Consider the following 13,564-nt stretch of genomic DNA (forward strand, 5'->3'; position numbering starts at 1 on the left):
ACCATGTGCCGTGTGGTCGACCTTCAGCAGGCCGTCCTCGCCCGCAACGACGAGACCGCGCATGCCCTGCGCGACGGACTCGCCGCCCGCGGCACCACGATCGTCAACCTCCTCTCCAGCCCCGGCAGCGGCAAGACCGCCCTGCTGGAGGCCGAGTTGACGCTGGCGCGCGAACGGTCCGTTCCGGTCGCCGCGCTCACCGCCGACCTCGCCACCGAGAACGACGCGGCCCGTCTGGCGCGTTCGGGTGTCCCGGTCAAGCAGGTCCTCACCGACGGGCTGTGCCACCTGGAGGCCGGGATGCTCTCAGGGCACCTGGTGGGGTGGCTGCCGCAGGACACCCGGCTGCTGTTCGTGGAGAACGTGGGCAACCTCGTCTGCCCGGCCTCCTACGACCTGGGCGAGACCCTGCGCGTCGTGCTCGCCTCGGTGACGGAGGGCGAGGACAAACCGCTGAAGTACCCGACCGCCTTCGGCCTCGCGCACCTCGTGATCGTGACCAAGACCGACATCGCCGAGGCGGTCGGCTTCGACGAGGCCGAGTTCCGCGCGAACGTCGAACGGGTCAACCCGGGCGTGGACGTGCTGCTCACCTCGGCCCGGGCGGGGCACGGCCGGGGCGTCCTGCTGGACCGGGCCCTGGCGGCGGCGGAGGGCACCCCGCCGCACCGTCCGGTGATGGCGCAGCCACCGCAGCACACGCACGGCCACGAGCACGGCCAAGCCCACGACCACGGGCATGACCACGGCCAAGCCCACGACCACGGCCGTGACCACCCCCCGCAGCCCGAACACCCCCTCCCCGCCGACGCGTTGGCCCGGCGCCGGTCGTGAGCACGCCTCCGGCCGCCGTCGACAGCGGGCCGGCCCTGCGCCGCCGGGTCGTCGTACGCGGAGTGGTGCAGGGCGTCGGCTTCCGGCCGTACGTCCACAACCTGGCCACCTCGCTGTGCCTCACCGGGCATGTCACCAACACCGCGGACGGCGTCGTCGCCGAGGTCGAGGGCGCGCCCGCCGCCGTGACGCACTTCTGCGACCGGCTCGCGGCGGACGCCCCGCCGCTCGCCCGCGTCGACACCGTCGACCACCACGACGTACCCGCCGCGGGCGACACCGGGTTCGCCATCCTGGCCTCCCGCTCCGGCGGACCGGCCCGCACCCTGATCCCGCCGGACACCGCGACCTGCGCCGCCTGTCTGCGCGAACTCGCCGACCCCGCCGACCGGCGGCACCGCCACCCCTTCGTCAACTGCACCCACTGCGGGCCGCGTTTCACGATCGTCACCGGGGTGCCGTACGACCGGCGGCAGACCACCATGGGCGCCTTCCCGATGTGCGAGGACTGCGCGCGCGAGTACGCCGACCCCGCCGACCGGCGCTTCCACGCCCAGCCGGTCGCCTGTCCGGCGTGCGGCCCCCGCCTGCGGCTGCTCGTCCGCGGCGCGCGCCCTGACACGGCGCCCGAACCGGTGGTGGGGGAGGACCCGGTCGAGCGGGCCCGCGCCCTGCTCGCGGACGGCGCGGTCCTCGCGGTGAAGGGACTCGGCGGCTACCACCTCGCGTGCGACGCCACGAACCAGGCCGCCGTCGCCCTGCTGCGCCGCCGCAAGGCCCGGGGCGACAAGCCCTTCGCGCTCATGGCCCGGGACGTCGAGGCCGTCGAACACCTCGTGCGGGTCGGCGAGGAGGAACGCGCCCTGCTGACCGGCGCGGCCCGCCCCATCGTGCTGCTGCGCCGCCGCGGCGGAGGCCTCGCGGCGGGCGCGCGTCCGGCGGACGCCGTCGCGCCGGGCAGCCCCGACCTCGGCGTGATGCTGCCGTACACCCCGATCCACCATCTGCTGCTCGGACTTCCGGGCCACCTCGACGGGCTGCCACTGCTCGTCATGACCAGCGGGAACGTCTCCGGCGAGCCCATCGTCACCGACGACGAGGACGCGCTGGAGCGGCTCGCCCGGCTGGCGGACGCCTGGCTGGCGCACGACCGGCCGATCCATGTGCCGTGCGACGACTCGGTGGTGCGGGTGTGCGACGCCCGCCCGCTGGTCGTCCGGCGCGCCCGCGGCCACGCGCCGCTCCCGGTCGACCTGCCGGTCCCGGTGCGCCCGGCCCTCGCGGTCGGCGGGGACCTGAAGAACGCGTTCTGCCTCGGCGAGGGCGGGCGCGCGTGGCTGTCGGCGCACATCGGGGACATGGACGACCTCGCCACCCAGCGCGGGTTCGAGCGGGCCGTGGACCATCTGTCGTCGATCACGCCGGTGCTGCCCGAACTGCTGGCGGCCGACCGGCATCCCGGATACCGCTCCGCCCACTGGGCCGAACGCAACGCCGGGGACCGGCCCGTCGTCCGCGTGCAGCACCATCACGCGCACGTGGCCTCGGCGATGGCCGAGAACGGGTACGACGGCACCCGCCCGGTGATCGGCGTGGCCTTCGACGGCACCGGGTACGGCGACGACGGCGCCGTTTGGGGCGGGGAGTTCCTGCTCGCCGACTACGACGGCTTCGGCCGGCTCGGGCACCTCGCGTATGTGCCGCTGCCCGGCGGGGACGCGGCCGTGCACCGGCCGTACCGGATGGCGCTCGCGCACCTGCGCGCGGCCGGGATCGACTGGTCGGCCGGACTGCCCTGCGTGGACGCCTGCCCGGAAGAGGAACGCCCCGTGCTGGCAAGGCAGTTGGAGCGGCAGCTCAACTGCGTGCCCACCTCCAGCATGGGCCGCCTCTTCGACGCGGTCTCGTCGCTGGTCGGTGTCTGCCACCGGTCCGGGTACGAGGCGCAGGCGGCCGTCGAGCTGGAGGCGGCCGCGCTGACCGCGCCCGCCTGGGACGTCGGTGTCTACGAGTTCGCGCTGCGGCCGGGGACCGGGCCGGCCGCCGACGCGGTCCCCCTGCTCGCCGATCCCGCCCCCGTGCTCGCCGCGATCGTGGCCGAGTTGCGGGCACAGGTGCCGGTGCCGGTGATCGCCGCCCGCTTCCACCGGGCCGTCGTCGCGCTCGTGCTCCGGCTGTGCCGGGCGGCCCGCGCCCGGCACGGCATCGACACCGTCGCCCTGACCGGCGGGGTCTTCCTCAACTCGGTCCTCTCCTCGGGCTGTTCCTCGGCCCTGACGGCCGACGGCTTCACGGTGCTGCGCCACCACCTGGTCCCGCCGGGCGACGGCGGTCTGGCCCTCGGGCAGTTGGTGGTGGCCGCCCGCATCCGCACGTCCTGACCCACCCCCCCACAGCTAGGAGAGGCCCATGTGCCTGGCGGTACCCGGCCGAGTGCTGGAGATCCAGGAACGCGACGGCACCCGGATGGCCACCGTCGACTTCGGCGGCGTGGTCAAGGAGGTGTGCCTGGAGTATCTGCCGGACCTGTGCGTGGGCGACTACGCCATCGTGCACGTCGGCTTCGCGCTGCAGCGGCTCGACGAGGAGTCGGCCCGCCAGACGCTCGAACTCTTCGCCGAACTCGGCATGTTGCAGGAGGAGTTCGGGGACCCATGGGAAACGGCCGCGATCGAGGAGGCGGCGAAGTGAAGTACATCGAGGAGTTCCAGGACCCGGCGCTGGCGCGCCGGCTGCTGGACGAGATCCATGCCACCGTGACCCGGCCGTGGGCGCTGATGGAGGTGTGCGGCGGACAGACGCACTCCATCATCCGGCACGGCATCGACCAACTGCTGCCTGAACAGGTCGAGTTGATCCACGGTCCGGGCTGTCCGGTCTGTGTGACCCCGCTGGAGGTCATCGACAAGGCGCTGGAGATCGCCTCCCGGCCGGGGGTGATCTTCTGTTCGTTCGGCGACATGCTGCGCGTGCCCGGCACCGACCGCGACCTGTTCCGGGTGCGCAGCGAGGGCGGCGACGTCCGGGTGGTCTACTCGCCCCTCGACGCGCTGCGGGTGGCCCAGCAGAACCCCGACCGCGAGGTGGTGTTCTTCGGCATCGGCTTCGAGACGACCGCCCCGCCCAACGCCATGACGGTCCATCAGGCCCGCAGGCTGGGCATCCGCAACTTCAGCCTGCTGGTCTCGCACGTGCGCGTCCCCCCGGCCATCGAGGCGATCATGCAGTCCCCGAGCTGCCGGGTGCAGGGCTTCCTCGCGGCCGGCCACGTGTGCACGGTGATGGGCATGGAGGAGTACCCGCACCTCGCCGAGCAGTACAAGGTCCCGATCGTGGTGACCGGCTTCGAGCCGCTGGACATCCTCGAGGGGGTGCGCCGCACCGTCGCCCAGCTGGAGCGGGGCGAGCACACCGTCGACAACGCCTACCCGCGCGCGGTGCAGGCCGAGGGCAACCCGGCGGCGCGGGCCATGCTGGAGGACGTCTTCGAGGTCACCGACCGCGCCTGGCGCGGCATCGGCGTGATCCCCGGCAGCGGCTGGCGGCTGTCCGCGAAGTACCGCGACTACGACGCCGAACTGCGGTTCTCCGTGACGGACATCAACACCTGCGAACCGGCCGAGTGCCGCAGCGGCGAGGTGCTCCAGGGCCTGCTGAAGCCCTTCCAGTGCGAGGCGTTCGGCACCCTGTGCACCCCCCGCACCCCGCTCGGGGCCACCATGGTCTCCAGCGAGGGCGCCTGTGCCGCGTACTACCTCTACCGGCGTCTGGGCACGACCCCGGCTCCGGCGACGCCCAGGGAGGCGACCGGTGTCGTCTGAGACCGCGACCGACGTCCTCGACATCACGGGCTGGACCTGCCCGGCCCCGCTGCGCGACCAGCCCCGGATCGTGATGGGGCACGGCGGGGGCGGCACGCTCTCCGCCGAGCTGGTCCAGCACGTCTTCGCGCCGGCGTACGGCGGCAAGGCGCTCGCCCAGCTCGGCGACGCTGCCGCGCTGACCCTGGGCGGCGCCCGACTGGCCTTCTCCACCGACTCGTTCGTCGTGCGGCCGCTGTTCTTCCCCGGCGGCAGCATCGGCGACCTCGCCGTCAACGGCACCGTCAACGACCTCGCCATGAGCGGGGCGCGGGCCGCCTACCTCTCCTGCGGATTCATCCTGGAGGAAGGGGTGGAGACGCGGACCGTCTCCCGGGTCGCCGAGGCGCTCGGCGCGGCCGCGCGGGCCGCGGGCGTCGAGGTGGCCACCGGCGACACCAAGGTGGTGGAGGCGGGGCACGGCGACGGCGTGTACATCAACACCGCGGGCATCGGGCTGATCCCGGACGGGGTCGACCTGCGGCCGCAGCGGGTGGTGCCCGGCGACGTCGTGATCGTCAGCGGCACCATCGGCGTGCACGGCATCGCCATCATGAGCGTGCGCGAGGGCCTGGAGTTCGGGGTGGAGATCGAGAGCGACTGCGCGGCGCTCGGCTCCCTGGTGGAGGCGATGCTCGCCGTCACCCCCGATCTGCACGTGCTGCGCGACCCCACCCGGGGCGGCCTCGCGGCCTCGCTCAACGAGATCGCCTCCGCGTCGGGCACCGGCGTCGTCCTCACCGAGCGGGCGCTGCCCGTCCCGGCCGCCGTCGCGGGCGCCTGCGCGATGCTCGGCCTCGACCCGATGTACGTCGCCAACGAGGGCAAACTCGTCGCCTTCGTCCCGCGCGAGCACGCCGACGCCGTCCTGGAGGCCATGCGGGCCCACCCGCTGGGCCGCGAGTCCCGGATCATCGGCGAGGCGGTCGCCGAGCACCCGGGCATGGTCGTCGCCCGCACCGCGCTCGGGGGCACCCGGGTGGTGGACATGCCGCTCGGGGAGCAACTCCCGCGGATCTGCTGACGCTTCACCGCACCCCCCGTTCCGGGACGCTTGTCGTACCGGCCGTGGGCCCCGATCGGGGGGTGCGCTCACCCGACCCGGTGAGCCGGGGCGCTTGACGCGTGCCGCGCGCGGCCGAAGCGGCGTTGCCCGGACATGGACCGAACCCCGCTCGTGCTGCGCACCCCGCTCGCGCTCCGGACACCGAGGGGAACGGACGCCGCGGACCGCGCCCGGACCGAGGTGTCCCCTGCCGCCAGGCCGCCCACGCCGCCGTGTCCCGCCGATGCCGATCCGGCCGGCGGACCACGGACGCGTACCCCCATCTACGCCCAGCTCGTCCGCGAGTGGCGGGCCCGGGGCCGCGCCGTGCCGGGCGCCCCCGACCCGTGGCGGACCCCGCCGGAGCGCCTGCCCGCCGGTCCGGACGACGTCACGGCAGGGGCCTGAACGGTCACAGTGCCCCCGGCGGCACGTCGCTCGCCTCGCGCAGGGCGAGCTCCAGCATCAGCGGAGCGTGCAGCCGGCCCGTCCCGTCCGGCGGGACCAGCCACTCCAGCGCACCGCCCGGCCGGTAGGGCGGCGGTACGGCGACCCACGCGCCCCTGCCCAGATGCCGTACCCCGGAGCCGATCCACCGGCTGTCCGGATCGGGCGGCAGGAAGAAGCCCACACGGCTCGACGAGGTGTCCACCAGCGTGGGACCCGGCACCGGCAGGGACGGCCGGAAGAGCAGGTCCAGGGTGCGCAGCCCCAGCCGGTCGGGCACGCTCAGCACGTCCCAGTAGCGGCCTGCCTCCAGTAACGCGATGCCATGGCCCCGGTCCCAGTCCCGCTTGCAGATCCGGGGGTCCGACGCGGCGGCGGCGAGCCACTCCACGCCCTGCGTCCACATCCTGTTCGTCATGGGTTCCATCGCGTTCGTCATGCGCTGCTCCGGATCGGCGCCGCGCGACGGCGCGGCGCGAGCAAGGGGGCACGGCCGCGCAGGCGGCGCGGCACGGCGGAGGAGAGAGGGCCGCGGGGCACGGCTGGACGCCGGGGCACGGCACGGTGCGGACAGGGGTCCGCGCGGTGGGGTGTGCGGCCGCACACCCCACCCGCCCTCTGCATGGTGGTGGACGCGAGCAGGTAGCGGAAGGGGTGGCGGACCCTGGCGTTTGCGGCCGGGACGCATGAACGTCACGGCAGCGGTTCGGCGCCGCCCAGAACCGCCTCGACGGCCTGCTCCGGCGTCCCGACCCGCAGCGGGCGGTGGGTCTCCCCGGCGGCCTCGGGCAGCTCCCAGCCCCGTAGGACGGCCACGGGCTTGCCCGCCCGCAGCGCGAGGGCGACCTCACTGAGCGTGCCCCAGCCTCCGCCGATCGCCACGAGGGCGTCGCAGGTGGTGACCAGCAGGCCGTTGCGGAGTTCGCCGAGGCCGGTGGCGACCACGACGGTCAGGTGCGGATCGCCCGCGCCGCGGTCGTCGCCCGGCAGCAGACCGAGGACCGTGCCGCCAGCCGAGGTCGCGCCCTCGGCGCAGGCCGCCATCACCCCGCCGAGGCCGCCGCAGACCACGACCGCGCCCCGGCGCGCGAGCAGCGCGCCGACCCGCCGGGCCAGGTCCCGCTCGGACGCGCCCGCGTGTCCCGGTCCGCAGACGGCGATGTACGGCGTTGCCCGCGAGCTCATCGAACCTCCCCGTCCCCGGTCACCCACCCCTTCGACGGTGCCGTGTCGCGCCGCGTCGCGCCATGCCATGCCCTCCAGGGCGGGGCAGTGCAGTGCCCTGCCGTGGAGCACCCTGCCGTGTTGTGCCGCACTCGGTCGCACTTCTGCGCACGCTCGATTCGAGCGTCCAGACACGTGATTCGATCGTAGATGCTTGTCCTTTCATCGTATTCGACCGTACGCTGCGGTCGTTCCGTCGCCGTCGAGCTCGAGGTACTCCATGGACCGCACCCGTCTCCAGCAGCTCCTGGCCCGCGAGAGCGCCGAGGCCGAGCGGCTCAACCCGCGGTCGAAGGCCGCGTACGAGCGCGCCGAGCATCTCTTCGGCCGGGTCCCGATGACCTGGATGAACAAGAACGCGGGAGCGTTCCCCCGCTACCTCGACAGCGCGCGCGGCGCCCGTGTCACGGACGTCGACGGGCACGAGTACATCGACTTCTGCCTCGGCGACACCGGCGCGATGGCCGGGCACTCGCCCGCGGTGGTCGGCGAGGCGGTCCGGCACCGGTTCACCGAGCTGGGCGGCGCGACGGCGATGCTGCCGACCGAGGACGCGGAGTGGGTCGGCGCCGAGCTGACCCGCCGCTTCGGGCTCGCCCGCTGGAGCTTCTCGCTGACCGCGACCGACGCCAACCGCTGGGCCATCCGGCTGGCCCGCGCCGTGACGGACCGCCCGAAGATCCTCTTCAACAGCTACAGCTACCACGGCAGCGTCGACGAGTCGCTGATCGTCGTCGGCCCCGACGGGCAGGGCGCCGCGCGCCCCGGCAACGTCGGCGCCCCCTGCGACGTCACCCTCACCAGCCGGGTCGCCGAGTTCAACGACCTGGAGCAGCTGGAGCGCGAACTCGCCCACGGCGACGTGGCCGCCGTGCTGATGGAGCCCGCGCTCACCAACATCGGCATCGTGCTGCCCGAGCCCGGCTACCTCGAGGGCGTCCGCGAACTCACCCGCCGCTACGGCACCCTGCTGATCAACGACGAGACGCACACCTTCTCCGCGGGCCCGGGCGGCTGCACGGCCGCCTGGGAGCTGGAGCCCGACCTGCTGACCATCGGCAAGGCCATCGGCGGCGGCATCCCGGCCGGCGCCTACGGTCTCTCCGCCGAGCTGGCCGACCGGCTGCTCGGCCGCAGCGACCTGGACCTGGTCGACATGGGAGGCGTCGGCGGCACCCTGGCCGGCAACGCCCTGTCCGTCGCCGCGACCCGGGCCACCCTCGAACACGTCCTCACCGACGAGGCGTTCGCCCACATGGCCACGTTGTCCGAGCGCTTCGAGGCCGGCGTGCGCGGCAGCATCGAGGCGCACAAGCTGCCCTGGTCGGTGAGCCGGCTCGGCGCGCGCACGGAGTACCGCTTCGCCGACCCGGCGCCGCGCACCGGCACCGAGTCCGCGGCGGCCCAGGACGCCGAGCTGGAGGACTTCCTCCACCTCTACCTGGCCAACCGGGGCATCCTGCTCACCCCGTTCCACAACATGGCCCTGATGTGCCCGGACACCACCGAGCAGGACGTCGACACCCACACCCGCGTCTTCGCGGACGCCCTGGCCGAACTGGCCGGCTGACCCGCCCCGGCACAGGCCGCAGCCGACTCGCCGCACGGGCCGTACAGGAAAACCCGCCGCACAGGCAGTAGAGGAAAAGGGGACACGTGGACGAGATCGACCGGGCCATCCTGCGCGAGCTGCAGAGCGACGGACGCATCGCCTACGCCGACCTCGGCCCGAAGGTCGGCCTGTCCGCCTCCGCGGCCCGGCAGCGCCTGCAACGGCTGCTGGACGCCAAGGCCGTCCAGGTCGTCGGGGTCACCGACCCGATGGCCATGGGCGGCCAGGCCATGGCGCTGCTCGGCATCGGCGTGGACGGCGACCCGCGCGCCGTCGCCGACGCGCTCGCCGCCCGCCCCGAGGTGGTGTACTCCGTGCTCACCTCGGGCGGCTTCGACCTCTTCGCGGAGGTCGTCACGCCGGGGCCGAAGGATCTGCTCGACTTCGTCAACGACGTCGTCCGGCCGATCGAGGGCGTACGGCAGGTCCAGTCCTTTCCCTACTTCGCCATCCACACCCACCGCTTCCTGTGGGACGTCGGCTGACCACCGGAACGGCCGAGTCCGGCATGCCCTCGGGCAGGGCGTGACGTCTACTGAGGCTGTAAACGGCGCCCCTGCTGGAGAAGGCCGAGGTCGTGACGTTGAGCCAGGGCAGAGCAGGAGACGTGGGGGCGGCCAGACCGGGAGTGCTGCGGCGGCTCGGGGAGTGGTGCGCGCACCACTTCGTGGTCGTCATCATCGCCTGGCTGGTGGCCATCGTGGCCGTGCAGGCGCTGAGCCGTTCCCTCGGCGGCGAGTACGAGGACAACTTCTCGCTCCCCGGCGTGCAGGCCCAGAAGGGCCTCGACGTGCTGAAGAAGCACGATCCCGCCGCGGGCGGGTACGGCAGCCAGATCGTCATGCACGATGGGGACAAGGCGCTGACCGGGTTCAGCCAGCAGATGTCCCAGACGGTCGGCGACCTGGCCAAGCTGCCGCACGTGCTGTCCGTGCAGAACCCGCTCACGGGTGCCACGACGGAGGGCTCGGCGAGCACCTCCAGCTCGTCGTCCTCGTCCTCGTCCTCGTCATCCTCATCGTCGTCGTCATCGAGTTCCTCGTCGTCGAACTCGTCGTCGTCGAACTCGTCCTCCGGACAGGCCCAGAAAGGCTCCGGATCGCAGAACGTCGGCCCCCTGTCGACCGACGGCAAGACCGCCTACATCACCGTCCGCTTCGACGAGCAGCCCTCGACCCTGGGCAGCAGCTATCTCGACGGCGTCGACACCGCCGTGCAGCCGCTGCGCGCGGCCGGCGTCGACGTGGAGTACGGCGGCCCGCTCGGCGAACTGGCCCGGCCCGCCGCCAACGACAAGGTCAGCGAGGCCATCGGCTTCGGCGTCGCCATCATCGTCCTGCTGGTCGGCTTCGGCAGTGTCATCGCCTCCGGCATCCCGCTGCTGACCGCGCTGATCAGCGTCGTCGGCGGCCTCGGTCTGCTCGGGATGCTCGCGGCCGCGTTCACCTTCGCGACGGTCTCCCCGACCCTCGCGACGATGATCGGCATCGGTGTCGGCATCGACTACGCCCTGTTCCTGCTCACGCGGCACCGACAGAACCTCATGGACGGCGTCGATCCGGTGCGCGCCGCCGGCCACGCCACGTCCACCAGCGGGCGCGCCGTGCTGGTCTCCGGCTGCACCGTGATCATCGCGCTCGCGGGCCTGTTCGTCTCCGGCGTGACCTTCATCGGTCTGCTCGGCCTCGCGGCGGCGGTGACGGTGGTCTCCGCGGTCACCGGCGCGCTCACCCTCGTACCGGCCCTGCTCGGGCTCATCGGCACCCATATCGACCAGTACCACGTGCGCAAGCCCATCGCGGAGACCGACGCCGAGCCGGGCGCCACCCCGCACGGCACCTGGCACCGCTACGCGCAGCGCGTCGAACGGGCGCCGCTGAAGTTCCTGACGGCCGGTGTCGCCGTCATCGCGATCCTGGCGATCCCGGCGTTCACCATCGAGCTGGGCCACATCGGCGACGGCGCCGACCCGACGTCGTTCACCGACCGGCGCGCCTTCGACCTGATGACGGACGCCTTCGGGGCGGGCTCCAACGGCCCGCTGACGGTGGTCATCGACCAGACCGACGTGCCCTCCGACCAGCGTTCCGACCTCGACTCGCAGGCGCAGAAGACACTGAACGGGGTGCAGGGCGCGGCCGTGGTGACCCAGCTGAACCCGACGAAGGACGGGGACGTCCTGGTCGGCACGGTCTACTCGAAGGTCTCCCCGCAGAACCCGGACACCACCGACCTCACCAACCGCCTGGTGAACGACACGCTGCCGGACGCGGTGAAGGGCACGAAGGCGCACGGCTACGTCACCGGCACCACGGCCACCCAGGTCGACTTCCGCAACATCGTCGCGAGCAGGCTGCCGCTCATCATCCTCGTGGTGGTCGCGCTCGCCTTCCTGATCATCCTCGCGGTCTTCCGCGGCCTGCTCGTGGCGGTGAAGGCGGCCGTCCTGAACGTCCTGTCCATCACCGCCTCCTACGGCGTCGTCGTCGCCGTCTTCCAGTGGGGCTGGGGCGGGCCCGCGCTGGGCGTGCACGGCAAGGTGCCCATCGAGAGCTACGTGCCGATGATGATGTTCGCGATCATCTTCGGGCTCAGCATGGACTACGAGATCTTCCTGCTCTCCCGCGTGCACGAGGCCTGGGTGCGCACCGGCGACGCGAAGGGATCGGTCGCGCACGCCCTGGAGATCACCGCGCGCGTCATCACCTGCGCCGCGCTGATCATGGTGAGCGTCTTCGCCGCGTTCATCCTCAGCGACAACATCGTGGTCAAGATGCTGGGTCTCGGCCTCGCGGTCAGCGTGCTCATCGACGCCACCGTCGTACGACTGCTGCTGGTACCCGCCGTGATGACCCTGCTCGGCGCGCACGCCTGGTGGACGCCCCAGTGGCTGGACCGGATCCTGCCGCACATCGACACCGAGGGCGAGGCGGAACTCAGTCCCGCGTCCTCGCGGCCGAAGGTGTGAGCCCCGGCGTCAGCACGAGCATCGTGGCGTCGTCGCGGACGGTGCCGCAGTGCCGTACCAGTTCGTCCCAGATCCGCCGGGCCAGGACGTCCGGTTCGGCGCCGGAGTGCGCGGCGAGCCGCTCGGGCAGCGGGTAGAAGGCGCCCCGCACGTCCCTGCCCTCCCAGACCCCGTCCGAGGCGAGGAACAGCCGGTCGCCGGGGAGCAACTCCAGGGTGCCCTCCTTCGGCGGGTCGACCTCCGCGAGGCCCAGCCCGAGCGGGGCCCCGGCGGTCAGCTCGATCTCGTGGGCGGCCCCGTCACGCAGCAGCACCGGTGCCGGGTGCCCGCACGACACCATCCGCACGGTCCGGGCGTCGGCGGAGAACTCCAGCACGAGGGCGGTGGCGAACAGTTCGGCATGCCGTACGGCGGACGAGTCGACGACCAGCCGTCGGTCCATGCGGGCCGCGACCGACTCGGTGTCCGGCTGGTCGAGGACGGCCTCCCGGAACGCGCCCAGCAGCGACACGACGGTCGAGACGGCCGCCAGCCCGTGTCCCTGCACGTCGCCCAGCACCGCCCGTACGCCGCCGGGCCCCATGCGCACGTCGTAGAAGTCGCCGCCGACCAGCGTGCCGCGCTGGGCCGCCCGGTACAGGCCCAGACAGCCGACCGGCCCGACACGCTCGGGCAGGGGTGGTACGACGGCCTGCTGCACCGCCTCGGCGACGGTGCGCTCGGTGTCCAGCTGGGCGTCCCGGCGGCTGCGCACGAAGGAGATGAACACGCTGAGCAGGGAGACGAAGGTGACGGTCAGCAGATCGGTGTCGCCGGGCCGGTTGAGCGTCGAGTCCGGCACGGTCAGCAGGGCCAGGACCAGGACGCCGAGGCCGGCGGTGGCCAGCGGCCCGTAGGACAGCACGGCGAGCGGCGGGATCGCGCCGAGCAGGAAGCCGAGATCCTTCGGGTTCGGGGCGAACAGCGCGGCCGCGGCGACCACGACGACCAGCACGAGCGGCAGCAGCCGCACCCAGCGCGGTGGCGGGGCACCGCGCAGCCAGCTCCGGCCGTCGTCCCGGCCCTCGCCGGGCACACGCAGGCGCAGCCTTCTCACACGACCACGCTACGCCGCGGTCACGGGAGCACGCGTGCGGAACGGCTCCGCCGGGTCGGCCGGAGTACGCGGGCGGGGCGGCCCTGCCGGACCGGCTCGGGGGCCGTGCGGGACCGCTCCTCACGGGCCGGGCGCGGGCCGGTCGGATGCGGGCCGCCCGATCCGGCGGTCCCCGCGCACCGGCCGCCCGCGCACTCGGCCCCTTCGGGCCGGGCCCTGCGGGCCGGTCGCCTGCGCACTCGGCCCCCGCGGGCCGGGCCCTGCGGGCCGGTCGCCTGCGCACTCGGCCCCCGCGGACCCGCCCCTGCGGGCCGGTCGCCTGCGCACTCGGCCCCCGCGGGCCGGGCCCTGCGGGCCGGTCGCCTGCGCACTCGGCCCCCGCGGACCCGCCCCCGCGGACCGGCCCCCTGCGGACTGGGCCCTGCGGACTGGGCCCCTGCGGACCGACCCCTGCGGACCGGCCCCTGCGGACCGGCCC

The 13,564-nt window shown here is 73.6% G+C and carries 11 protein-coding genes; 8 read left to right on the forward strand and 3 right to left on the reverse strand.

The annotated features are described in order from the left end of the window. Positions 1-3 precede the first annotated feature (3 nt). The 5 genes from hypB to hypE are packed head-to-tail and all read left to right on the forward strand — an operon-like array spanning position 4 to position 5,718. Positions 4-834: a hydrogenase nickel incorporation protein HypB gene (gene hypB, locus WN71_RS24550; RefSeq protein WP_046588718.1), complete on the forward strand. Its 831-nt coding sequence runs from the start codon at positions 4-6 to the stop codon at positions 832-834. Beyond that, positions 831-3,215 (forward strand): carbamoyltransferase HypF, encoded by a 2,385-nt coding sequence (hypF, locus tag WN71_RS24555; protein WP_046588716.1) that lies wholly within the window; start codon positions 831-833, stop codon positions 3,213-3,215. Before hypB ends, hypF begins: the two co-directional genes overlap by 4 nt. A gap of 28 nt (positions 3,216-3,243) precedes the next feature. Beyond that, complete coding sequence (locus tag WN71_RS24560; protein ID WP_046588714.1) at positions 3,244-3,525, forward strand: HypC/HybG/HupF family hydrogenase formation chaperone; 282 nt, start codon at positions 3,244-3,246, stop codon at positions 3,523-3,525. Further along, positions 3,522-4,655: a hydrogenase formation protein HypD gene (hypD, locus tag WN71_RS24565; protein ID WP_046588712.1), complete on the forward strand. Its 1,134-nt coding sequence runs from the start codon at positions 3,522-3,524 to the stop codon at positions 4,653-4,655. The genes WN71_RS24560 and hypD overlap by 4 nt, the downstream gene beginning before the upstream one ends. Further along, complete coding sequence (gene hypE / locus WN71_RS24570; protein ID WP_046588710.1) at positions 4,645-5,718, forward strand: hydrogenase expression/formation protein HypE; 1,074 nt, start codon at positions 4,645-4,647, stop codon at positions 5,716-5,718. The genes hypD and hypE overlap by 11 nt, the downstream gene beginning before the upstream one ends. A gap of 433 nt (positions 5,719-6,151) precedes the next feature. Here the strand turns inward: hypE and WN71_RS24580 are convergent, their stop codons facing one another. Together WN71_RS24580 and WN71_RS24585 are read right to left on the reverse strand one after the other, a co-directional pair. Then, positions 6,152-6,604, reverse strand: a complete 453-nt coding sequence (locus WN71_RS24580; RefSeq protein ID WP_046588873.1) for a hypothetical protein — start codon at positions 6,602-6,604, stop codon at positions 6,152-6,154. Between the two features lie 275 nt (positions 6,605-6,879). Next, the gene (locus WN71_RS24585) at positions 6,880-7,371 is read right to left on the reverse strand and encodes a TIGR00725 family protein (protein WP_046588705.1); all 492 of its coding nucleotides are present in this window, start codon (positions 7,369-7,371) and stop codon (positions 6,880-6,882) included. Positions 7,372-7,630: 259 nt separating this feature from the next. On the opposite strand from WN71_RS24585, the gene WN71_RS24590 reads away from it, so the two are divergent. The 3 genes from WN71_RS24590 (at position 7,631) to WN71_RS24600 (ending at position 11,990) form a co-directional block, all read left to right on the forward strand. After that, positions 7,631-8,980: a transaminase gene (locus WN71_RS24590; RefSeq protein ID WP_079178078.1), complete on the forward strand. Its 1,350-nt coding sequence runs from the start codon at positions 7,631-7,633 to the stop codon at positions 8,978-8,980. Positions 8,981-9,066: 86 nt separating this feature from the next. After that, positions 9,067-9,507: an Lrp/AsnC family transcriptional regulator gene (locus WN71_RS24595; RefSeq protein ID WP_046588703.1), complete on the forward strand. Its 441-nt coding sequence runs from the start codon at positions 9,067-9,069 to the stop codon at positions 9,505-9,507. 92 nt (positions 9,508-9,599) lie between these two features. Next, the gene (locus WN71_RS24600; RefSeq protein ID WP_046588701.1) at positions 9,600-11,990 is read left to right on the forward strand and encodes an MMPL family transporter; all 2,391 of its coding nucleotides are present in this window, start codon (positions 9,600-9,602) and stop codon (positions 11,988-11,990) included. Here WN71_RS24600 and WN71_RS24605 read toward each other — a convergent pair. Then, positions 11,959-13,086, reverse strand: coding sequence for a PP2C family protein-serine/threonine phosphatase (locus WN71_RS24605; protein WP_046588699.1), 1,128 nt, complete (start codon positions 13,084-13,086; stop codon positions 11,959-11,961). The two genes, WN71_RS24600 and WN71_RS24605, sit on opposite strands and share 32 nt — an antisense overlap. Positions 13,087-13,564 lie beyond the last annotated feature (478 nt).

Source organism: Streptomyces mangrovisoli, from assembly GCF_000974985.2.
In the GTDB taxonomy this organism is placed as follows: Bacteria; Actinomycetota; Actinomycetes; order Streptomycetales; family Streptomycetaceae; genus Streptomyces; species Streptomyces mangrovisoli.